Here is a 19,776-nt window from a genome sequence, read left to right on the forward strand (position 1 = left end):
TGATCACCAGCGGGTTAGGCCCAGCTCCCCCGGTTCGTCCCGACCACGTCGCCGCAGTCCGAGTCAGCCGCGGGCGAGTTCCGCCGCGCCGAAGGAGACGTCGAAGCGGTCGCACCAGATGCTGACGCTGCTGTACCGGGCCGGGTCGACGTCTTGGGGCACGGTGTAGTTCTGGCTGCCCTTGTTGCCCTTGAGCTTGCCGAGGCTGACATGGTCGCCGTCGTCGAACACGTGCCAGCCGGCCCGGCCCTGCCTGACCGGCGCGTCGGTCAGCCAGACGCGCAGGTCGGGGCCGTTGCTGGTGTCGAGGTTCTCCAGCCGGACGACGTGGGAGCCGTCGGCCAGCCGTACGAGCCGCACCGTGCCGGACGTCGAGTGCTCGTGGCTGATCAGCTCGCCCCTCGCCAGGGTCACCGGTCCGGCCGGGGAAGGCGCGGAGGGTTCCCCGGCCTGCGCCTCGGCGGGCGGCTTGGAGACGTCCACGGTCACGGGCAGCGTCTCCTGGACCGTCTCGTCCTGCCACAGCTTCCACGGCTGGAACCAGTACAGCCCGAAGCCGGCCCCGGTGAACGCCACCACCAGCACGCCGACCATCCACGGCCTGGCCTTCGCGCGTCGTCCCCGCCCCATAGCGTCTACCTCCTGGGAGTCGTTCGATCCTCACTCCCATTCAACGGACGGGGCGGCCGTCCTGGGCTGCCTGGCGGATGACGAAACCCTTACGTCCGCGGCGGCCGGGTCAGCGGTGCTCGGGGTTGTCCGCACCCGGGCGGCAGCCGGCGTCCCACTCCGAGCGCTGGTTGCCGTGGGCGGGGACGCCTCCGGCCCGCTTCAGCAGGGCGCCGAGGTGCATCAGGTTCCAGGTCATGAACGAGGTGTTGCGGTTGGTGAAGTCGTTCTCCGGGCCACCCGAACCCTCGTCCAGGTACGACGGCCCGGGGCCGGCCGCGCCGATCCAGCCCGCATCCGCCTGGGGCGGGATCGTGTAGCCGAGGTGCTGGAGGCTGTAGAGGACGTTCATCGCGCAGTGCTTCACGCCGTCCTCGTTGCCGGTGATCAGACAGCCGCCGACGCGGCCGTAGTAGGCGTACTGCCCCTGGGAGTTGAGCAGCGAGGAGCAGGCGTAGAGGCGCTCGATCACCTTCTTCGTCACGGAGCTGTTGTCGCCGAGCCAGATCGGCCCGGCGATCACCAGGATGTCCGCGGCCATCACCCGCTCGTACAGCTCGGGCCACTCGTCCGTCGCGAAGCCGTGCTCGGTCATGTCCGGGTAGACGCCGGGCGCGATGTCGTGGTCGACCGCACGGATCTCGGACGTGGTGACGCCGCACGACATCATGATCTCCGCGCTCTTGTCGATCAGGCCCTGGGTGTGGCTGAGCTGCGGGGACGGCTTGAGGGTGCAGTTGATGTAGAGGGCCGTCAGGTCGTCGAAGCGGTACGGGTCATCGGTGGAGGATGGGGCTGCCATGGGGGCAGCGTCTCGCGTGGATCACGTTTTGTCCCGGTTCGACGCACCCGCGGGTGCCTTACGGAGTCATGACGCCGCCTGTGGCTGAAGGAAACGGGCCAGCAGGTCGTCCAGGCTCACCACACCGGTGATCCGGCCCGAGCCGTCGCGGACCACGGCGAGCGAGGCGCGGCGCCGGCGCAGCAGGTCGATCGCGTCGCCGACCGTGGCGTCCTCGGTCAGCTCGGGAACCGGGCGGGCCAGCGCACGGGCGCTGGTCGTCCGTCCCTGGGCGCGGGCCACCACGGCGTCACGGGCGTGCACCGAGCCGAGGACGGTGTCACGGTCGCGGACCAGGAGCCGGGTACGGTCACGGGCCGCGGCCAGGCGCAGGATCTCGTCGACATCGGCACCGCCGTCGACCGAGGTGATCTCGGCGGTCGGCACCTGGAGGTCCCGCACCGGGGTCTCCGGCTCGGTCAGCGAACGTGTCAGCAGCTCGGAGTCCGTCTCGCTGATCAGCCCGAGTCGCTCGGACTCCTCGACGAGGTGGGTGAGCTGCTCGCGGTTGTGGACGGCTGCCAGCTCGTCGCGCGGGGTGACCCGGCACAGTCGTACCAGGCCGTTGCTCATCCTGTTCAGCACCGAGATCAGTGGCCGGACGGCCTTCACCACGGCCCGGAAGAGCGGCGACAGCAGCATGGCCGAGCGCTCGGGGTGGGCGATGGCCCACGACTTGGGGGCCATCTCGCCGACCACCATGTGCAGGAACACCACGACGATCATCGCGACCGCGAAGGCGATCCCGTAGCTGAGCGCACTGGGCAGGCCCAGCTGGTGCAGCAGCGGGTCGAGTTCGTGCGAGATCGCCGGCTTGGACACCGAGCCCAGGCCCAGCGTGCACACGGTGATGCCCAGCTGGGCACCGGCCAGCATCAGCGACAGCTCCCGCATGCCGGCCAGGGCCGCCTTGGCCCCGCCCCGGCCCTCGGCCGCGGCCTTCTCCATGCGGTGCCGCTTGGCGGCGACCAGCGCGAACTCGGCCGCGACGAAGAACCCGCTGCCGATCAGCAGCAGCACGGTGACGAAGAGCGCCATCGGGAAACTCACGCCTGCTCCTCCGTCTCCTGGGCCAGTCGCTCGATCCGCACGCGTTCGGGCACGTGCCGGTCGAGGGTCCGTACGCCGATCAACGCGGTGGCACTGTCCGGCAGCTCGACGGTGAGCCGGTCACCGATGGTCGGGAAGCGGCCGAGGCGGTCGACGATCAGGCCGGCCACCGTGTCGTAGTCCTCCTCCTCGGGCAGCTCGATGCCGGTGGCCTCGGCCACCTCGTCCAGGCGGCGTCCGGCGTCCACCAGCCAGCCGTCGCCGTCCGCGACGGCGACCTCGGTGACGATGTCCGACTCGTCCGCGATGTCACCGACCAGTTCCTCGGCGATGTCCTCGTACGTGACGATGCCCGCCACCCCGCCGTGCTCGTCCAGCACGACCGCGAACTCGTCGTCACGTTCCCGCATCTGGGTCACGGCGTCGGGCAGGGGGAGGGTGTCCGGCAGCAGCAGTGGGCGCCGCGCGAGCGCGCCGGCCGTGGTGCCTCGCAGGCGGTCGGCGGGCAGGCGCATCAGCTCGGCCACGCCGAGGACGCCGTCGACGTCGTCGGGGTGGTCGCCGAGCACCGGGTAGTTCGAGTGTCCGTGCTTGGCGATCAGGTCGACCGCTTCGGCGGCGGTGGCGTCCTTGCGGACGAAGACGGCGTCGGCGCGCGGCACCATCACCTCGTCCAGCGTCCGCTCGGAGAACTCCAGCGCGTGGTCGAGCAGGGCGGCGGTGTCCTTCGGCAGGGCGCCCTGTTCGTGCGACTCGCCGATCAGGTGGCCCAGCTCCTCCAGCGTGGCGCCGTGGTGCAGTTCCTCCACCGGCTCGATGCCGGCCTTGCGCAGCAGCCTGTTCGCCGCGCCGTCGAAGATCCGCACGAGCGGGCCGACGACCTTCAGGTACGCCAGCGTGGACGCGGCCAGTGACTTCGCCAGCCGCTCCGGCACGGCGATGGCGAGGTTCTTCGGGGCCAGCTCGCCCAGCACCATCTGCACGACCGTGGCCAGCACGAAGGCCAGGACGACCGAGATTCCGCTCACGGCCGCGTCGGGGATGCCCAGGCCCGACAGCGCGGGCCGGAGCAGCGCGGACACCGACGGTTCGGCGATGAAGCCGACGACCAGCCCGGTGACGGTGATGCCGAGCTGCGCGCCCGAGAGCATGAACGACAGCCGCTCCAGCACCTTCAGGGCCCGGGCGGCCTTCCGGTCCCCGGACTCCGCCTCACGGGCGAGGGCGAGGCGGTCGGCGGAGACGTAGGCGAACTCCTGGGCGACGAAGTATCCGGTGCCGGCGGTCAGGACGAACACGGCCAGCAGCCCCAGGAGGGCGCTCGCGGCACTCATCGGCGCGTTGCCTGCGAGGGGGCGTCCCGCCGCGTGCCGGGCTCAGGACATGCCTGGCGGTACGGCCGGGGACTGTGCCCCGAGGGGTCCGTCGATCTGGCGGACAAGGGGTGGCTCCTTATCTGGTGGTACGTCCGGACAACGATTCTGGCCGGAATCATGTTCCCGGCGCCTGCCCGGGTACTGCGCCGGTGGGCGGTCACGCGGTGGCCGGAGCCGCCGGTCCGACCAGTTCCGACAGCACGTCCTCCATGGTCACAAAGCCGATGACCTTGCCGCTCTCCCCGACGACGGCGGCCAGGTGGCTGCCCTCGGCGCGCAGGGCGGTGAGGGTGTCGTCGAGCGGGGTGTCGATGCGCACCCGGGTGACGCGGTGCAGGGCCGTGCGCGGGAAGGGCCGGTCGCGCTCGGCCAGGCCGAGGGTGTCCTTGATGTGCAGGTAGCCCAGGACCGTGCCGTCGGGGCCGGTGACCGGGAAGCGGGAGAAGCCCGCCTCGGCGGCCAGTCGTTCCAGCCGGGCCGGGGTGATCGTGTGGTCGACGGTGCGCATCCGCCGGGCCGGGACCACGATCTCGCCCACCGGCCGGGTGCCCAGCTCCAGTGCGTCCCGCAGCCGTTCGCCGTCGGCCGGGCCGAGCAGTCCGGCCGCGCTGGAGTCGAGGACCATGCGGGCGAGCTGGTCGTCGGTGAAGACCGACTCGACCTCGTCCTTCGGCTCGACGCGCAGCAGCTTCAGCAGGGCGTTGGCGAAGGCGTTGATCCCGAACACGAACGGCCGCAGAGCACGGGTGAGCGCCACCAGGGGCGGGCCCAGCAGCAGCGCGCTGGGCACCGGAGCGGCCAGCGCGATGTTCTTCGGAACCATCTCGCCGATCAGCATGTGCAGATACGTGGCGAGGGTGAGCGCGATGACGAACGCGACCGGGTGCACCAGGCCGTGCGGGATGTGGACCGCTTCGAAGCCGGGCTCCAGCAGGTGCGCGATGGCGGGCTCGGCGACCGCGCCCAGCACCAGCGAGGAGACGGTGATGCCGAGCTGGGCGGTGGCCATCATCGCCGAGAGGTGTTCCAGTGCCCACAGCGTCATCCGGGCCCGCTTGTCGCCCTCCTGGGCGAGCGGTTCGATCTGGCTGCGGCGCACCGAGACCAGGGCGAACTCGGCGCCGACGAAGAACGCGTTGGTCAGCAGCGTCAGGGCGCCGACGGCCAGTTGCAGCGCGGTCATCGGACCTCCTCCACGATCCGGGCGGCCGGTGCGGCGGCGGGCTCGGTGATGCGTATCCGGTCGGCGCGGTGGTGCTCGACCTCCAGCACCTCGAGCCGCCAGCCGTCGAGTTCCACGACGTCCCCCTTGCCGGGGATGCGGGCGAGGCGGGTGGCGATCAGCCCGGCCACGGTCTCGTACGGTCCCTCCGGCGCGGTGAGTCCCATGTCCGTGAGCTGGTCGATGCGGACACTGCCGTCCGCCTCCCACACCGCGCGCCCGTCCCGCGTCGCCGGGGCGGGTACCAGGTCGGGCGCCTCGAAGGGATCGTGCTCGTCGCGGACCTCGCCGACGACCTCCTCGACGATGTCCTCCACGGTCGCCACGCCCGCCGTGCCGCCGTACTCGTCGATGATCACGGCCATGGTGCGGTGCGCGCGCAGCCGCTCCAGCAGCCGGTCGGCGGGGAGGCTGTCGGGCACCAGCAAGGGCTCCGCCGTCAGTTCCGTCACCGGCGTGGCGGCCCGCTGCTCCGGCTCCAGGGCGAGCACGTCCCGGATGTGGACGGAGCCCACCACCTCGTCCAGGCTGTCGCGGTAGACGGGAAAGCGGGACAGCCCGGTCGCGTGGGAGAGATTCGCGGCGTCGGCGGCCGTCGCGTGGACCTCCAGGGCCTTGACGTCGACCCTCGGCGTCATCACGTTCTCCGCTGTCAGCTCGCTCAGATGCAGCGTCCGTACGAACAACTCCGCCGAGTCCGCCTCCAGGGCCCCTTCGGCGGCCGAGTGCCGGGCCAGCGCGCCCAGTTCCTCGGCGGTGCGGGCGGAGGCCAGTTCCTCCGCCGGCTCCAGCCCGAAGCGGCGTACGAAACGGTTCGCGGTGCCGTTCAGGTGCCCGATGAACGGGCCGAAGGCGGCCGTGAAGGCACGCTGCGGACCGGCGACCACCTTGGCGACCGCCAGTGGACGTGAGATCGCCCAGTTCTTCGGCACCAGCTCACCGACGACCATCAGCACGACGGTGGAGACGACCACGCCCAGCACGGTCGCGACCGAGGAGGCGGCACCGCCCAGGCCGATCGCCCGCAGCGGGCCACGCAGCAGCGCGGCGAGGGACGGTTCGGCGAGCATGCCGATCACCAGAGAGGTGACGGTGATGCCCAACTGAGCGCCGGAGAGCTGCGTCGTCAGACGCCGTACGGCCTTCAGCGCACCCTCCGCGCCCCGCTCGCCCGCCTCGGCGGCGCGCTCCAGGTCGGCGCGCTCCACGGTGGTCAAGGAGAACTCGGCCGCGACGAACACCGCGCAGGCCAGTGTGAGGAGGAGGGCCAGCAGGAGCAGCAGGATCTCGGTCACCGCGCCACCCCCGCTCCCTCACGCGCATGAGTCCAGCGGGGAACGGCACGGCTGGTACTGGGAGGCTCACCCATCGGGGGAACGTCGCTCCTTCTCGAAACACACATGCAGACAGTGGGTGGAAACAGGATTGCCTGCCTCTACACCAACTGTAAAGGAGGAGCAAAAACCCCTATGCTTCTACGTGTCTGTAGAAGGTCCGCTCGAGCGGACCTCACACCGCGAACACGCACGTTTAAGGAGTGGACGCCACCATGGTGTTCAAACGACTGCTCGGCTCGCTCGGCGTGGGCGGCCCCACGGTCGACACGATCCTCGACCCGGGGCCCGCGCGGCCCGGCGGCACGCTCACCGGCCAGGTCCGTCTCGAGGGCGGCAAGGCCGACTTCGACATCGAGCACATCACCCTGGAGCTGATCGCCCGGGTCGAGGCCGAGCACGCTCACGGCGAGAGCGAAGGCGTCGTCGCCTTCGACCGGTTCACCGTCGGCGGCGGCTTCCGGCTCGCCGAGGGCGAGCAGCGCAGCGTGCCGTTCAGCGTGACGCTGCCGTGGGAGACGCCGATCACCGAACTGCACGGGCAGGCGCTGGGGATCGTCCTCGGCGTGCGTACGGAACTGTCGGTGGCCGGCGCCAAGGACAAGGGCGACCTGGACCCGCTGACCGTCGGTCCGCTGCCCGCCCAGGAGGCGATCCTCGAAGCGCTCGGCCGGCTCGGCTTCGGCTTCAAGTCCGCCGACCTGGAGTACGGACGCATCGGCGGCACCGGTCAGCAACTGCCCTTCTACCAGGAGATCGAGATCACCCCGTCGCCGCAGTACGCGCACCGGGTGAACGAGATCGAGGTGACCTTCCTGGCCAACCCGGCCGGCCTGGAGGTCGTCCTGGAGGCCGACAAGCGCGGCGGCTTCTTCTCCGGCGGCCATGACGCGCTGACCCGCTTCACGGTCGGGCACCAGGACGCGCGCGACTGGGACGCCGAAGTCGACGGCTGGATCCGCCAGTTGGTCGAGCACCGGGCGTCGCAGGGCTCCCACGGTGCCTACGGCCACGGTGACCCGTACGCCGGGCAGGGGCACGGCGGGCACTACGGGCACGGTGACCACCACGACGACCACCGCCGTTCCGGCCCCGGCATGGGCACCGCCGTCGCCGCGGGCGCCGCCGGACTCGCGGTCGGTGTCGTCGGCGGCATGGTCGCCGGCGAAGTCGTCGACGAGGTCGGGGACTTCTTCGAGGGCGACGAGGAGGACGAGGGCTGACAGCGGGCCCCGGCAGACGCTGAAGGACACCTCGGCAGGGGGCGGGCGGACGCACCGGCAGGGGGCGGGCGCACGGCTCCGCCCCCTGCCGATAACTTCTACAGTATTGTAGAAGAAACGCAGTCCGGGACGCCCCGGCCCGGGCGTCCTGCCGACACGTACGGAGTTCTCATGGCCCTGTGGGACCGCCTCAAGGAATCCGCATCGACGATGCAGACCCAGCTCATGGCGAGGAAGAACGACCTCAAGAGCGGCGCCTTCCGCGACGCGAGCATGGCGATGTGCGCCCTCGTCGCCGCCGCCGACGGCACCGTCGACCCCTCCGAGCGGCAGCGCGTGGCCCAGCTCATCGCCACCAACGAGGTGCTGCGGAACTTCCCCGCCGACGACCTGCGCCGCCGCTTCGAGGAGAACCTCGACAAGCTCACCACCGACTTCGACTTCGGCAAGGTGAGCGTCATGCAGGAGATCGCCAAGGCCGGGAAGAAGCCCGCCGAAGCACGGGCCGTCGTCCAGATCGGCATCGTCATCGGCGGCGCCGACGGCGACTTCGACAAGGACGAACAGGCCGTGGTCCGCGAGGCGTGCTACGCCCTCGGCCTCCCGCCCCACGAGTTCGACCTCTGACCCACCCGGGCCGTGCGAGGGGCCGGCTGGTGTCGCCGGCTCGCGCGGCTCAAAGGGGCGTGGCCGCGTGCAGGATGAGGACCATCGTCACCGCGGAGTTCGCCGACGACATCGCTGACACGGCGGCCCCCACCGCCGCTCCCCACGCCGCCGCACCCACCGACGTGAACAACGACGGCCAGCTGCGCACGGTCGGAGCGGGTCCGAGCAGGGCCGCCACCCGGCGCGGCACCGGTCCCGCCGCAGCCAAGCCGGCCAGGGTCGCCACCGGGGTGCCACGGGACACCAGGGCCGCCTTGCCGATCGCACACGCCACGGCCCGGCGGCTGCCGACCACCTGGGCCGCGTCCTCGTCGGCCCACCGTTCCGCCGTGTACGACACCGCCGTCCGCAGCGGACGCAGGAAGGGATTGGCCCGCGCGGCCAGCTGGACCGCGAGGAGGAAGCGGTGATGGCGGGCGGTCAGATGGGCCCGCTCGTGAGCGAACAGCGCCCGGCGCTCGGCCGGTTCGAGGCAGTCCAGCATGGCCGTCGTCACGACCACACGATCCCGCCGACCGCCCGGCAGCGCGTAGGCGTACGGCATGTCGTCCGGAAGGACGGCCACCTCCGTCTCACGCAGCCCGGCCAGCGCCCGGTGGGCCCGGCGGCGCACCCGGCCGTGCCGCCACACCGTCCGACCGCACGCCACCAGCACCACGACGAGCGCGGGGATCGCCGCCTTGCCGACGACCTCGTCGTAGGGGACCGCCGCGCGCACCTCGGGGTCCGACCAGCCGTCGGGCAGGGGGTTTCCGGGGAGTTGGGCGGTGCCGACCACCATCACCAGGCCGAGGCACAGCGTGCTGCACGCCGCCATCACCGCGGCCACCCCGGTCAGCAGCCGGGTCGCGGTCCGTGGATGCAGATGCTGCTCGGCCAGGCGCGCGATCGGCCACGCCGTCAAGGGCAGCACGAGCGGCAGAAAGACGAACACCCCCATGAGGCTTCAGTCTTCCCCTTCGTTCCTCGACTGACCCAGCAGCTCCCGCAGCAGCCGCTCGTCGTCCGGGCCCAGGCCGGTCACGAAGCTGGCCAGCACCGCCTCGCGGTCGCCCTCGGAGTCCAGCACCTTGCGCATCTTGTGGGCGGCCAGGCCCGCCTGGTCCGACGCGGGCGTCCAGGCGAAGGACCGGCCGGCGCGCTCCCGGGTGACCGCCCCCTTGGCGAGCAGCCGGGTCAGGATGGTGATGACGGTCGTGTAGGCGAGGTCTCCGCCCAGGCGCTCCTGCACCCAGCCGGCTGTCGCCGGGCCGTCCGCCTCCCGCAGCGCCGACAGGACCAGCGCCTCCAGCTCACCCTGCCCCCGCCGCCGGGGACGCTGCCGCTGCTCAGCCACGCCCGGTCTCCCTTCCACCGCCGTCCGTTTCCCGCGCGGACATCGTATGACGCACCGGACGCCGCTCCTTGACGGGCAAACGGTGCCTGCCGGGGCACTAGGGCCGGTCTGACAATTCCCGTCGTCGCCCGGAGGGCGGCCTCGCGGCGTCAGGCGCGTGCTCTCGGCGTGTCCGACCAGAGGGTGGCGCGGTGCTGGCGCCGGCGCAGCGGCCGGAGACGGAGTGGGTCCAGCTCGTCTCGGCGGAGATCGACCTGCCTGCGCCGCTGCCCGACCGCGTCGCGATGGCGCCGCTGACCCGCGCCGCGCCTACGGCGAGGGCCTGAGCGCCACCGAGATGATGGCCGAGTACTACGGCCGACGCGCCTCCGCCGGCCTGATCGTCTCCGAGTGCCTCCAGCCCGAGCCCGCGGGGCGGGGCTACACCGACACACCGGGCCTGCACGACGAACGGGGCGGGGTCAGCGACTCACCGGTCGATGTAGCTGAAGTCGCCCACGGTCCATGCGCTGACGTCCTTGATCGCGACTCGGTACATGCCACCCGTCTCGGGGATACCGAGACTGCCCTGCAAGATCCGGGCGAGATGGAAGTGCAGGTGCGTGGGCGCCTCGCTGCGGCCGGGCCGATGCTCTCGTGGGCCGCGGGCGAAGACGTCGGCGAACGGGCCGAGCCGCTCCGAGTCCTTCAGGACGTCCGCCACCCGCTCCCTCCACACGGCCTCGGGAGCGAGTCGGCCGGTGATGACGGCGCCGCCGACGACCACGGTCAGTGACATCTGATTGCTTCGCTCGGACTCAACCGCGGCGGAGATGGCGACGAGCAGCTCATCAGGGTTCGACATGAGTGCACATCCTATTCAGCTGCCTGCCCCGGAACGCCCCGAGGGCGTGAAACCGCTCCGCCGGCATCGCGCGGGACGAGGGCGGGATGATGGCCCGTATGCGCATCCGCATCGACGCCGTCGACCTGCCCGGCCTCACCCGCCCCGCCTCCGCCGACGGCGAAGGCCCCGCCCACGGCGACCTCCACGTCGCCGTGCAACGCCGCGACCGCCCGGCCGAACTCCTCGACCCACAGCCCGGCGACGCACCGTCCGCGACCTGGACCCTGGAGTGCACCACGAGCACCTCGACGACCGGCACCGAGGTCGAAGGCCCCTACGTGCAGGACCGTCTGGGCCGGCGGTTCGTCTACCTGTCCTGGGGCACGGTCGACGACTCGGGCACCTTCACGATGTTCCGCCGCGCCAAGCTCATGCTCGACGTCGTCCCCGCCGACGTACTCGCCGCCGCCGCACGCGAGGGACTGCTGGTCGGACGCCTCGGCCTGACCGACGCGCGGGGCGGGCCGCTGTGCGGACGCGTCGAGCCCCCGCACATCACGTGGACCGCCGCACGGGCCGGCTAGGAGGCGTGCCCTCGGCGACCGCGGTCAAGCCGGCCCCCGGGTGGCCCGGCCCGTGCGAGGATGCGCCCGTGACCGGATCGTCTTCCTCGTCTGTCGCCGGGGGCACGCCTCACAGCGACGGCCTGGGTTCCCGTGCCGCCGCCCTGCTGGTGTTCGGGTCGTCGGCCGCGGTCCTGGTGGTCGAGATCGTCGCTCTGCGGCTGCTGGCTCCCTACCTCGGCCTCACCCTCGAGACCAGCACGATGGTGATCGGCATCGCCCTCACCGCGATCGCTTTCGGCTCCTGGCTGGGCGGGCGCATCGCGGACCAGGTCGATCCACGCCGGCTCCTGGGCCCCGCGCTCGGAGTGTCGGGAGCGGTCGTCGCGCTCACCCCCGCCGTGCTGCGCACCAGTGCGGAGTGGGCGCCGGCGGTGCTCCTGCTGATCGCGTCGCTGACCATCCTCGTGCCGGGCGCGCTGCTCTCGGCGGTGACGCCGATCGTGACCAAGTTGCGTCTCACCAGCCTCGCCGAGACCGGAACGGTCGTCGGCCGGCTGTCCGGCGTCGGCACCGTCGGCGCCATCGTCGGCACCGTCCTCACCGGCTTCGTCCTCGTCTCGCGGTTGCCGGTCAGCGGCATACTGATCGGCCTCGGCGTTCTGCTGGTGGCCGGCTCGGCGGTGGTCGAGTGGCGCGCGCGTGGGTGGAGCGGCACCCCTGCCCTGACACTCGTGGTCGTGGCCGGCGGCCTCGCCACCACCGTCGCGCCCGGTGGCTGCGACGCGGAGACCAGGTACCACTGCGCACGGATCGTCGCGGACCCCGACCGGGACAGCGGCCGCACACTCGTCCTGGACGGCCTGCGACACTCCTACGTCGACCTCGACGACCCGACCTTCCTCGAGTTCGAGTACGTGCGCGCCATCGCGGCGGTGGTCGATGCCGCCTTCCCCGAAGGCGAGCCACTCGCCGCCCACCACGTGGGCGGCGGCGGGCTCACCTTTCCCCGTTACCTCGCTGCCACCCGGCCCGGGACGCGCAGCCTCGTGTCCGAGATCGACAGCGGGGTCGTGCGCATCGACCGCGACCGGCTCGGTCTGAAGTCGGACGCCGGTATCGACGTACGCGTCGAGGACGGCAGGCTCGGCCTGCGGCGACTGGACACCGGCAGTCGTGACCTCGTCGTCGGCGACGCCTTCGGGGGCGTCAGCGTGCCGTGGCACCTCACCACGGTCGAAGCGATGACCGATGTACGGCGGGTGCTCAAGGAGGACGGCCTGTACGTCGCCAACCTCATCGATCACGGTGGTCTGGCGTTCGCCCGGGCCGAAGTGGCCACCCTCCGCGAGACCTTCGAGCACGTCGCCCTCGTCGGCGAACCCGCCGACATCGGCCTCCACCCGACCGTCACCCCCCAGGGCGGCAATCTGGTGGTGATCGCCTCCGACCGGCCGGTCGACCCGCGCGCGACCCAGCGAGCGCTGAACGCCCGGCAGACCAGCTGGAAGATCACCACCGGCGACGACCTCACCTCCTGGACCGGCGACGCCCAACCGCTCACCGACGACTACGCACCCGTGGACCAGCTCCTCCAGCCGCACAGCCCGGGAAGCAGCGGGTGACAGGACCTCCGCCGCTCGCGACGGACTGCTGTCACCCGAACGCCGATGTGACCTTCCTCGCGATCGCGGGGTTCCGGCGCGTTCGCCGCGGTCCCGTCCGTCCCTGGGGACGGTCGCGGCGCAAGGCTCATCGAGGGAGGTCATGGCGCTGCACGCGGAGGCAGCGACAGGAACAGTGCATCCCCGCGGGGCCAATATCTGTTTTTGTGAGATGAGAAATTGGCGCGGCCCCCGGCGAGTATTCCTCGATCGCCGACCGGGGCGAAATCAGCGAACCGTACGGGGTCGGTCGCGCCATGCTACTGTCGATCTCAGTTGCAGGTGTGGTTGCCAAAAGGTTCATTTTCCTACGGGGTAATCAGCACGGCGACGCGGGATCCGCACAGGGCGAATTCCGAACATCGTCTCCGAAGGAGAATTAACATGGCTACTGGCACCGTGAAGTGGTTCAACGCGGAAAAGGGCTTCGGCTTCATCGAGCAGGACGGCGGCGGCGCCGACGTCTTCGCCCACTACTCGAACATCGCTGCCCAGGGCTTCCGTGAGCTGCTGGAAGGCCAGAAGGTGTCCTTCGACATCGCCCAGGGCCAGAAGGGCCCGACGGCCGAGAACATCGTTCCCGCCTGACATCGCGGCAGCAACGCATATTTCGCAGCTGGGGCCCGCACCTTGGGGTGCGGGCCCCAGCTCGCTGCTTTTCAGGGCGCGCGACAAGAACGCCGCGCTCAACATCTCAGGCTCGTTCTCGCGATTCTCTGCGCCGTTTGTTTTTGCTGCGGAAATTCCTTGCTACGTGCCTACGAGCTCCATCGAGGAAGGTTCCGCTTGAACCGCGCACGCACCACCCGCACGCCCCGCACCTACGACCGCTCCCGGGGTGCTGCCCCCAAGGGCTCCGGCGCTCCGCGGCGCTCCAGGGGCTACGACCGCCGACCGGCCGCTCCCCAGGGGGAGTTCGCGCTGCCGGTGACGACCACGCCGGCGCTGCCCGCCGTCGAGGCGTTCGCCGACCTCGCCCTGCCGGCGCCGCTGCTGGCCGCGCTCGGCCACGAGGGCGTGACCGTACCGTTCCCCATCCAGGGCGCGACCCTGCCGAACTCCCTCGCCGGACGTGACGTCCTCGGCCGCGGGCGAACGGGATCGGGCAAGACCCTCGCCTTCGGCCTCGCGCTGCTGGCCCGTACCGCCGGCCGGCGCGCGGCCCCCCGGCAGCCGCTCGCCCTGGTCCTCGTCCCCACCCGCGAGCTCGCCCAGCAGGTGACCGACGCGCTCACCCCGTACGCCCGCTCCGTGCGGCTGAAGCTGGCCACCGTGGTCGGCGGCATGTCGATCGGCAGGCAGGCGGGGGCGCTGCGGGCCGGCGCCGAGGTCGTCGTCGCGACGCCGGGGCGGCTCAAGGACCTCATCGACCGTGGCGACTGCCGGCTGGACGACGTCGCCATCACCGTCCTGGACGAGGCCGACCAGATGGCCGACATGGGCTTCATGCCCCAGGTCACCGCACTGCTCGACCAGGTGCGACCCGAGGGGCAGCGGATGCTCTTCTCGGCCACCCTGGACCGCAACGTCGACCTGCTCGTCCGCCGCTACCTGACGGACCCGGTGGTCCACTCCGTCGACCCGTCGGCAGGTGCGGTCACCACGATGGAGCACCATGTGCTCCACGTTCACGAAGCGGACAAGCACCGCACGACGACCGAGATCGCGGCGCGGGACGGCCGGGTGATCATGTTCCTGGACACCAAGCGCGCCGTGGACCGGCTGACCGAGCACCTGCTGAACAACGGCGTCCGCGCCGCGGCTCTGCACGGCGGCAAGTCCCAGCCGCAGCGCACGCGGACGCTCGCGCAGTTCAAGACCGGCCATGTGACGGTGCTGGTGGCGACCAACGTCGCGGCCCGCGGCATCCACGTCGACAACCTCGACCTCGTCGTCAACGTGGATCCGCCCACCGACCACAAGGACTACCTGCACCGCGGCGGCCGTACCGCCCGCGCAGGCGAGTCCGGCAGCGTCGTCACCCTCGTGACACCCGGCCAGCGCCGCGGCATGAACCGGCTGATGGCCTCGGCCGCCATCACCCCCCAGGTCACGCCGGTGCGTTCGGGTGAGGCGGAACTGAGCCGCATCACGGGCGCCCAGACGCCGTCCGGTGTCCCCGTCGTCATCACCGCACCCGCCCCGGCACATCCCCGCCGTGGCGCGTCGTCCGGGGCGCCCTCGTCCCGGGGCCGCCGCCCCTCCCGGGGGCGCCCCACCGGACAGGCGGGGCGGCGCACGGCGCAGCGGCCCGCCTACGACCCGGCGGCCTAGTGGCGTCGGTCGGCAGTCGCCCCGCAGCTCTTTCGAGGAGGCAGCTTTGACACCGGTTCAGACACAGCGCCGGCAGACGGATCCCTGCCCCGTGACCGTGATCGACGGCATGGACGCGTCCGGCCCCCGGGTCCGGGACGACATGACCGTCGAGGTCGCCCTGTCCGTCATGGCCGGCGCCCGGGTCGAGCACCTCCTCCTGTGCGACGCGGACGACCAGTGCACGGGCTGGGTCACCCGAGCCGAACTCGCCGTTCACCGCGGCAGCTCCGCGTACACGGACCGCACCCGGCTGCGTGACGTCCTCGGCGGGCCGCTCGCCTCGCCCGTCCCCCGGATCGCCGTCCTCGGGGAGCACGACCGGACCCCGGGCGTCCTCGCCCTCTCCGGCTGATCCGCCTCGCCCGTTCGGCCCGTTCTCCTTCTCCCTGAGGGGCATCATGCGCTGTGTCATCGCCCGGTACCCGTTCGACCTGACGAAGAACGGGGTGCTGGCCTCGATGAAGGGCATCACGCCCGAGCTCGTCACGGGTGAGTCCGTGACCATCGGCCGTCGCCGCTACCCCGTCAAGCAGGTGGGCCAGGTCATCACCCGGCAGGACCCCCGCGACTTCACCGCCGGCGAGGTCGTCCGGGCCATGACCCGCCTCGGCTTCACCTGCCACGCCCAGCCCGAGGCCGCGCCCGTGCGCGCGGCCACTCCGCTCCAGACCGCGTCGGCACTGCTCGGCGCCGCGTCCCTGGACGCGTGAGGACGGGCGGACGCCCCGCCCCACCCGATCCCGATGAGGGCCCTGCCGACGCGCGTCGGCAGGGCCCTCGTCGTCGTGCCGTCCCGCCGTCCTTGTGGGTCACAGGATGCGCCACAGGGAATCTGCGCCTCCAGCGAACAAAAATCTACTCTTGTCAGAGTAGACATTGGACACTGCCCCGGTTAGCCTTTTTCTCGTTGACACGGATCACTGATCGGAGAAGGACGGAGGAGCAGACGCCATCAGGATCGCCCGGCGCGAGCAGCGCTCGGCCGGGTACCGCAAGACCCCGGATTGGAAGGTGGTCCCCGGTCACGCAGCCGCGATCCCCGCACACCCCCTCCTGCAGGGCCGGTAGCGGAAACAGAAGGTCGGCGCAGCATTAGGGCCGACAGATGGTGTTCAATTTCCTTCGGGGCCCTGGTGCCGTACGGCACCAGGGCCCCTCGACGCGTTGTACTACGAGGTGACATGACAGCAGATACCCCGCTCAGCGATCGTCTGGACGACGACGACTACCCCGCGTACACCATGGGGCGGGCCGCCGAGATGCTCGGCACCACCCCGGCCTTCCTCCGCGCCATCGGTGAGGCTCGTCTGATCACTCCGCTGCGCTCGGAGGGCGGACACCGCCGGTACTCCCGCTACCAGCTGCGCATCGCCGCGCGCGCCCGCGAGCTCGTCGACCGGGGCACCCCGATCGAGGCCGCCTGCCGCATCGTCATCCTCGAGGACCAGCTCGAGGAAGCTCAGCGCATCAACGCCGAGTACCGCCGCCGTGCCGGTCACGACGCGCCCGAAGGGTCCGTCGCCGATCCCCGCTGATCACCTGACGAATTGCGCGAACCAGACAGGGGGCGCGGCATGATCCGTTCAGCTGACATCCGCGAATGGCGTGACCACGACGTGGTCGACCCCAAGCAGCACAAGATCGGCATGCTCGAAGCGGTCTACGTGGACACCGCCACCGACCAACCGGCCATGGCCACCGTCCGGACCGGGCTGCCCAGCCGCCGGCGCCTGGTCTTCGTCCCCCTCGACGACGCCGTTCTCGGGCCGGGCTACGTCCAGGTGCCCTACGCCAGGGGACAGGTGCGCAAAGCCCCCTCGATCGGCACGGACGACGTCCTGCCGGCCGAGCGGGAGGAGGAGATCTTCCAGCACTACGGCATGACGTACCAGGCGGGAGCAGGGGGCGAACGCCGGCTCGCCCGCCGTTGACCGCAGGCGCGTGGCACAGGAGAGGTGGTCCGCGGTGATGGCGCTCTTCCTTCTGGTCGTCCTCGTGGCCGTCGCCCTGGGAATCATCGGCGTGGCAGCGGACGGCCTCGGCTATCTCCTCGCCATCGGCATCGTGCTCCTCGCCGTCGACGTCATCTTCTTCGCGGTACGGCTGTCCCGGCGCGCGGGTCGGCGGCCCGTGCGCTGACGACGGCAGGCGTGCGACCGGGCATCCTGCCCGGCTGGACCAGCTCGGGCCCGGCCAGTCCATCGATACGCGAGGAGAGATATCCTTGGATGCATCGATGATATCCATGGAGGTGCATCCGATGAGTCGGACCGTGATCGACCTCGATGACCAGCTGGTGGCGGACGTGGCCAAGGCGCTCGGTACCAGCACCAAGAAGGAGACGGTCAATACCGCCCTGCGCGAAGTGCTCGAGAACCGGCGCCGGGCGCTGGCCCTCACCCGGCTGCGGGCGGCGGCGGAGGAAGGCGCCTTCGATCTGGACATCTTCGAGGACAAGGGGAACTACCGCCGGTGAACGCCGCGCAGTTCCTGATCGACACCAGCGCGCTCGCCCGGCTGCTGCGCGGCGACGCCGAGCAGTACGGGTGGGACCAGGCGGCGGCAGCCGGGCTCATCGCCACCTGCCCCGTTACCGAGCTGGAGTTCTTCTACAGCGCTCGCTCCGCCGCCGACCGCACACAGGGCATCGAGGACATGCGCCTGCTCTTCGGCTGGGTGCCGGTGGACGACCGCGCATACGACCGCGCCTGGCAGGTCCAGGAGATCCTCACCGAGCGCGGACAGCACCGCAGCGCCGGAGCCGTCGACCTCGTGGTGGCCGCCACAGCCGAGCTGCAAGGACTGACACTCCTGCACCGTGACCGGGACTTCGAGTGCATCGCCGCCGTCACCGGCCAGGCACTCCAGTGGTACGGCCCCGAAGCCGGTAAGTGAGCCGGGGGCGTCCTCGTTCCGGTCAGGAATCGAGAAGCGCGGGTCCCGAGCCGTGCCTAGCGTCGGTGTCATGACTTCCATCGAATCCGTCACCCTCGAAGTGGACGACCCCGCCGCCGCCCGCCGCTTCTACAGCAGCGCGTTCGGACTGGACGGACAGGTGCGCGTGCGGGCCTCAAAGGCTCCTGCGGCCGGCTTCCGCGGGTTCACCCTGTCGCTCGTGGTGTCCCAGCCGGCCGATGTCAACGCCCTCGTCGACGCCGCCGTGGAGGCCGGTGCCACGACGCTGAAGCCCGCCGCCAGGTCGCTGTGGGGTTACGGGGGTGTCGTGCAGGCACCGGACGGGACGATCTGGCAGGTCGCGTCGTCGTCGAAGAAGGACACCGGCCCGGCCACCCGGCGGATCGACGAGATCGTGCTCCTGCTGGGGGTCGCGGACATGGCCCGGAGCAAGCGGTTCTACGTCGAGCACGGCCTCCCCGTCGCGAAGAGCTTCGGCAGCAGGTACGTCGAGTTCGCCACCGGGCCGGGCTCGGTCAAGCCGGCGCTGTACAAGCGCCGGGGCCTGGCCAAGCTCGTCGGCGTCGCTCCCGACGGCACCGGATCGCACCGGCTCACGGTCAACGGCGACACCGGGCCCTTCACCGACCCGGACGGGTTCGCGTGGGCGACGGCTTCGCAGACCGTGTCGCCGTGACCGACCTTACGGAGTCGTGACGTACGGGCGCGGTCCCGTGGTGCGCCGGGGTCGCGGGCCTAGCGTGGCCGTATGCGTGTACTGGTCACCGGCGGTGCCGGGTTCATCGGGTCCCATGTGGTCGCGGCCCTGCGGGAGCGCGGGCACGAGGCGGTCGTGTTCGACGTGCGGGAGGACGCCGGTGCCGACGTACGGGTTCCGGCCGCCGTCGGCCGTGCCCTGGCCGGGGTGGACGCGGTGTGTCACCAGGCCGCGAGGGTCGGGCTCGGCGACGGGGTCGCCGACGCGGCGGAGTACGTCTCCCACAACGACCTCGGGACCGCCGTACTCCTCACCGCCATGGCGGAGGCGGATGTACGGCGTCTCGTGCTGGCCGGGTCGATGGTGGTCTACGGGGAGGGGCGGTACGAGTGCCCCCGGCACGGGGTCGTACGGCCCGGGCCGCGTGCCGTCACCGACCTCGGCGCCGGCCGGTTCGAGCCGCCGTGCCCGGTGTGCGGGGCGGACCTCGTCCCCGGGCTGGTCGGCGAGGACGCCCCGGCCGACCCGAGGAACGTGTACGCGACGACCAAGCTGACCCAGGAACACCTGGCCGCCGCCTGGGCCCGCTGCACGGGCGGCTCGGCGGTGTCGCTGCGCTACCACAACGTGTACGGGCCCGGCATGCCCCGCGACACCCCGTACGCCGGTGTCGCCTCCTTCTTCCGCTCGGCGCTCGCCCGGGGCGAGGCACCGCGCGTGTTCGAGGACGGGCGGCAGCGCAGGGACTTCGTGCACGTCCGGGACGTGGCGGCGGCCAATGCCGTGGTCCTGGAGGCGGAGGCCGCCCCGGGTGTGCTGACGGCGTACAACACCGGCAGCGGCGACCCGCACACCGTCGGGGAGATGGCCCGGGCGCTGGCCGCCGCGTACGGCGGGCCCGAGCCCGTCGTCACCGGCGAGTACCGGCTCGGGGACGTACGGCACATCACAGCGGACTCGTCGCGACTGCGAGCCGAGTCGGGCTGGAAGCCGGCGGTCGGGTTCGAGGAGGGCATGGCGGAGTTCGCGCGGGCCGGGATGCGGGAGGCGTAGGCCCCCCGATGGACCGGTGGT

Annotated in this window: 24 protein-coding genes; 15 read left to right on the plus strand and 9 right to left on the minus strand. The window is 71.5% G+C overall.

The features are described from left to right. Positions 1 to 63 precede the first annotated feature (63 nt). The 6 genes from SCNRRL3882_RS19180 to SCNRRL3882_RS19205 all read right to left on the minus strand — a co-directional run bounded on the left by SCNRRL3882_RS19180 (position 64) and on the right by SCNRRL3882_RS19205 (position 6,453). Positions 64 to 630: a DM13 domain-containing protein gene (locus SCNRRL3882_RS19180; protein ID WP_029180637.1), complete on the minus strand. Its 567-nt coding sequence runs from the start codon at positions 628 to 630 to the stop codon at positions 64 to 66. 109 nt (positions 631 to 739) lie between these two features. Beyond that, a complete protein-coding gene (locus tag SCNRRL3882_RS19185; RefSeq protein WP_010032245.1) occupies positions 740 to 1,471 on the minus strand; it encodes a flavodoxin family protein in 732 nt (243 codons plus the stop codon). A gap of 66 nt (positions 1,472 to 1,537) precedes the next feature. Next, positions 1,538 to 2,560 (minus strand): hemolysin family protein, encoded by a 1,023-nt coding sequence (locus tag SCNRRL3882_RS19190; RefSeq protein WP_010032246.1) that lies wholly within the window; start codon positions 2,558 to 2,560, stop codon positions 1,538 to 1,540. After that, positions 2,557 to 3,894 carry a hemolysin family protein gene (locus SCNRRL3882_RS19195; protein ID WP_010032248.1) on the minus strand — a complete coding sequence of 446 codons (1,338 nt, stop codon included), beginning with the start codon at positions 3,892 to 3,894 and terminating at the stop codon, positions 2,557 to 2,559. Before SCNRRL3882_RS19195 ends, SCNRRL3882_RS19190 begins: the two co-directional genes overlap by 4 nt. A 199-nt stretch (positions 3,895 to 4,093) precedes the next feature. Further along, a complete protein-coding gene (locus SCNRRL3882_RS19200; protein WP_010032250.1) occupies positions 4,094 to 5,119 on the minus strand; it encodes a hemolysin family protein in 1,026 nt (341 codons plus the stop codon). Then, positions 5,116 to 6,453 carry a hemolysin family protein gene (locus tag SCNRRL3882_RS19205; protein ID WP_010032252.1) on the minus strand — a complete coding sequence of 446 codons (1,338 nt, stop codon included), beginning with the start codon at positions 6,451 to 6,453 and terminating at the stop codon, positions 5,116 to 5,118. The genes SCNRRL3882_RS19200 and SCNRRL3882_RS19205 overlap by 4 nt, the downstream gene beginning before the upstream one ends. 254 nt (positions 6,454 to 6,707) lie before the next feature. On the opposite strand from SCNRRL3882_RS19205, the gene SCNRRL3882_RS19210 reads away from it, so the two are divergent. Both SCNRRL3882_RS19210 and SCNRRL3882_RS19215 read left to right on the plus strand, forming a co-directional pair. Further along, on the plus strand, positions 6,708 to 7,715 hold the full coding sequence (locus SCNRRL3882_RS19210) for a sporulation protein (protein WP_010032253.1): 1,008 nt from the start codon (positions 6,708 to 6,710) through the stop codon (positions 7,713 to 7,715). 171 nt (positions 7,716 to 7,886) lie between these two features. After that, positions 7,887 to 8,342 carry a tellurite resistance TerB family protein gene (locus tag SCNRRL3882_RS19215; protein WP_010032254.1) on the plus strand — a complete coding sequence of 152 codons (456 nt, stop codon included), beginning with the start codon at positions 7,887 to 7,889 and terminating at the stop codon, positions 8,340 to 8,342. Positions 8,343 to 8,391: 49 nt separating this feature from the next. Here the strand turns inward: SCNRRL3882_RS19215 and SCNRRL3882_RS19220 are convergent, their stop codons facing one another. The 3 genes from SCNRRL3882_RS19220 to SCNRRL3882_RS19235 form a co-directional block, all read right to left on the minus strand. Next, complete coding sequence (locus SCNRRL3882_RS19220; protein WP_010032255.1) at positions 8,392 to 9,324, minus strand: M56 family metallopeptidase; 933 nt, start codon at positions 9,322 to 9,324, stop codon at positions 8,392 to 8,394. A 6-nt stretch (positions 9,325 to 9,330) separates the two neighbouring features. Then, positions 9,331 to 9,720, minus strand: coding sequence for a BlaI/MecI/CopY family transcriptional regulator (locus SCNRRL3882_RS19225; RefSeq protein WP_010032258.1), 390 nt, complete (start codon positions 9,718 to 9,720; stop codon positions 9,331 to 9,333). A 469-nt stretch (positions 9,721 to 10,189) separates the two neighbouring features. After that, positions 10,190 to 10,564 carry a hypothetical protein gene (locus SCNRRL3882_RS19235; protein WP_010032259.1) on the minus strand — a complete coding sequence of 125 codons (375 nt, stop codon included), beginning with the start codon at positions 10,562 to 10,564 and terminating at the stop codon, positions 10,190 to 10,192. 98 nt (positions 10,565 to 10,662) lie between these two features. Here SCNRRL3882_RS19235 and SCNRRL3882_RS19240 point away from each other — a divergent pair, with 98 nt between their 5' ends. The 13 genes from SCNRRL3882_RS19240 to SCNRRL3882_RS19295 all read left to right on the plus strand — a co-directional run bounded on the left by SCNRRL3882_RS19240 (position 10,663) and on the right by SCNRRL3882_RS19295 (position 19,755). Continuing rightward, positions 10,663 to 11,130, plus strand: a complete 468-nt coding sequence (locus tag SCNRRL3882_RS19240) for a DUF5990 family protein (RefSeq protein ID WP_010032260.1) — start codon at positions 10,663 to 10,665, stop codon at positions 11,128 to 11,130. Positions 11,131 to 11,198: 68 nt separating this feature from the next. Continuing rightward, entirely contained in the window at positions 11,199 to 12,734 is a 1,536-nt protein-coding gene (locus SCNRRL3882_RS19245) for a fused MFS/spermidine synthase (RefSeq protein ID WP_010032262.1), read from the plus strand. A gap of 423 nt (positions 12,735 to 13,157) precedes the next feature. After that, positions 13,158 to 13,361 (plus strand): cold-shock protein, encoded by a 204-nt coding sequence (locus SCNRRL3882_RS19250; protein WP_004986771.1) that lies wholly within the window; start codon positions 13,158 to 13,160, stop codon positions 13,359 to 13,361. Positions 13,362 to 13,559: 198 nt separating this feature from the next. Further along, complete coding sequence (locus tag SCNRRL3882_RS19255) at positions 13,560 to 15,047, plus strand: DEAD/DEAH box helicase (protein ID WP_010032267.1); 1,488 nt, start codon at positions 13,560 to 13,562, stop codon at positions 15,045 to 15,047. 46 nt (positions 15,048 to 15,093) lie between these two features. Then, positions 15,094 to 15,441 carry a CBS domain-containing protein gene (locus SCNRRL3882_RS19260; protein ID WP_029180639.1) on the plus strand — a complete coding sequence of 116 codons (348 nt, stop codon included), beginning with the start codon at positions 15,094 to 15,096 and terminating at the stop codon, positions 15,439 to 15,441. A gap of 46 nt (positions 15,442 to 15,487) precedes the next feature. Then, on the plus strand, positions 15,488 to 15,799 hold the full coding sequence (locus SCNRRL3882_RS19265; protein WP_010032269.1) for an SCO5918 family protein: 312 nt from the start codon (positions 15,488 to 15,490) through the stop codon (positions 15,797 to 15,799). A 471-nt stretch (positions 15,800 to 16,270) separates the two neighbouring features. Beyond that, positions 16,271 to 16,624 carry a MerR family transcriptional regulator gene (locus SCNRRL3882_RS19270; protein ID WP_010032270.1) on the plus strand — a complete coding sequence of 118 codons (354 nt, stop codon included), beginning with the start codon at positions 16,271 to 16,273 and terminating at the stop codon, positions 16,622 to 16,624. Between the two features lie 39 nt (positions 16,625 to 16,663). Then, a complete protein-coding gene (locus SCNRRL3882_RS19275) occupies positions 16,664 to 17,020 on the plus strand; it encodes a PRC-barrel domain-containing protein (RefSeq protein ID WP_010032272.1) in 357 nt (118 codons plus the stop codon). A 37-nt stretch (positions 17,021 to 17,057) separates the two neighbouring features. Then, the gene (locus SCNRRL3882_RS41130) at positions 17,058 to 17,228 is read left to right on the plus strand and encodes a hypothetical protein (RefSeq protein ID WP_010032273.1); all 171 of its coding nucleotides are present in this window, start codon (positions 17,058 to 17,060) and stop codon (positions 17,226 to 17,228) included. 121 nt (positions 17,229 to 17,349) lie between these two features. Next, a complete protein-coding gene (locus SCNRRL3882_RS19280; protein ID WP_010032276.1) occupies positions 17,350 to 17,565 on the plus strand; it encodes a type II toxin-antitoxin system VapB family antitoxin in 216 nt (71 codons plus the stop codon). Beyond that, positions 17,562 to 17,984: a PIN domain nuclease gene (locus SCNRRL3882_RS19285; protein WP_010032278.1), complete on the plus strand. Its 423-nt coding sequence runs from the start codon at positions 17,562 to 17,564 to the stop codon at positions 17,982 to 17,984. Before SCNRRL3882_RS19280 ends, SCNRRL3882_RS19285 begins: the two co-directional genes overlap by 4 nt. A gap of 70 nt (positions 17,985 to 18,054) precedes the next feature. Further along, on the plus strand, positions 18,055 to 18,681 hold the full coding sequence (locus tag SCNRRL3882_RS19290) for a glyoxalase (RefSeq protein WP_010032281.1): 627 nt from the start codon (positions 18,055 to 18,057) through the stop codon (positions 18,679 to 18,681). A 72-nt stretch (positions 18,682 to 18,753) separates the two neighbouring features. Next, positions 18,754 to 19,755, plus strand: a complete 1,002-nt coding sequence (locus SCNRRL3882_RS19295) for an NAD-dependent epimerase/dehydratase family protein (protein WP_010032284.1) — start codon at positions 18,754 to 18,756, stop codon at positions 19,753 to 19,755. Positions 19,756 to 19,776 lie beyond the last annotated feature (21 nt).

Source organism: Streptomyces chartreusis NRRL 3882 (genome assembly GCF_900236475.1).
Taxonomy (GTDB): domain Bacteria; phylum Actinomycetota; class Actinomycetes; order Streptomycetales; family Streptomycetaceae; genus Streptomyces; species Streptomyces chartreusis_D.

Excerpts from the sequence above, each read along its gene's own strand:
- SCNRRL3882_RS19295 (WP_010032284.1), top strand. The coding sequence starts at position 18,754 with ATGCGTGTACTGGTCACCGGCGGTGCCGGGTTCATCGGGTCCCATGTG.
- SCNRRL3882_RS19210 (WP_010032253.1), top strand. The coding sequence starts at position 6,708 with ATGGTGTTCAAACGACTGCTCGGCTCGCTCGGCGTGGGCGGCCCCACG.
- SCNRRL3882_RS19240 (WP_010032260.1), top strand. The coding sequence starts at position 10,663 with ATGCGCATCCGCATCGACGCCGTCGACCTGCCCGGCCTCACCCGCCCC.
- SCNRRL3882_RS19250 (WP_004986771.1), top strand. The coding sequence starts at position 13,158 with ATGGCTACTGGCACCGTGAAGTGGTTCAACGCGGAAAAGGGCTTCGGC.
- SCNRRL3882_RS19275 (WP_010032272.1), top strand. The coding sequence starts at position 16,664 with ATGATCCGTTCAGCTGACATCCGCGAATGGCGTGACCACGACGTGGTC.
- SCNRRL3882_RS19195 (WP_010032248.1), bottom strand. The coding sequence starts at position 3,894 with ATGAGTGCCGCGAGCGCCCTCCTGGGGCTGCTGGCCGTGTTCGTCCTG.
- SCNRRL3882_RS19235 (WP_010032259.1), bottom strand. The coding sequence starts at position 10,564 with ATGTCGAACCCTGATGAGCTGCTCGTCGCCATCTCCGCCGCGGTTGAG.
- SCNRRL3882_RS19180 (WP_029180637.1), bottom strand. The coding sequence starts at position 630 with ATGGGGCGGGGACGACGCGCGAAGGCCAGGCCGTGGATGGTCGGCGTG.
- SCNRRL3882_RS19215 (WP_010032254.1), top strand. The coding sequence starts at position 7,887 with ATGGCCCTGTGGGACCGCCTCAAGGAATCCGCATCGACGATGCAGACC.
- SCNRRL3882_RS19265 (WP_010032269.1), top strand. The coding sequence starts at position 15,488 with ATGCGCTGTGTCATCGCCCGGTACCCGTTCGACCTGACGAAGAACGGG.
- SCNRRL3882_RS19220 (WP_010032255.1), bottom strand. The coding sequence starts at position 9,324 with ATGGGGGTGTTCGTCTTTCTGCCGCTCGTGCTGCCCTTGACGGCGTGG.
- SCNRRL3882_RS19185 (WP_010032245.1), bottom strand. The coding sequence starts at position 1,471 with ATGGCAGCCCCATCCTCCACCGATGACCCGTACCGCTTCGACGACCTG.
- SCNRRL3882_RS19270 (WP_010032270.1), top strand. The coding sequence starts at position 16,271 with ATGACAGCAGATACCCCGCTCAGCGATCGTCTGGACGACGACGACTAC.
- SCNRRL3882_RS19200 (WP_010032250.1), bottom strand. The coding sequence starts at position 5,119 with ATGACCGCGCTGCAACTGGCCGTCGGCGCCCTGACGCTGCTGACCAAC.
- SCNRRL3882_RS19280 (WP_010032276.1), top strand. The coding sequence starts at position 17,350 with ATGAGTCGGACCGTGATCGACCTCGATGACCAGCTGGTGGCGGACGTG.
- SCNRRL3882_RS19290 (WP_010032281.1), top strand. The coding sequence starts at position 18,055 with ATGACTTCCATCGAATCCGTCACCCTCGAAGTGGACGACCCCGCCGCC.
- SCNRRL3882_RS41130 (WP_010032273.1), top strand. The coding sequence starts at position 17,058 with ATGGCGCTCTTCCTTCTGGTCGTCCTCGTGGCCGTCGCCCTGGGAATC.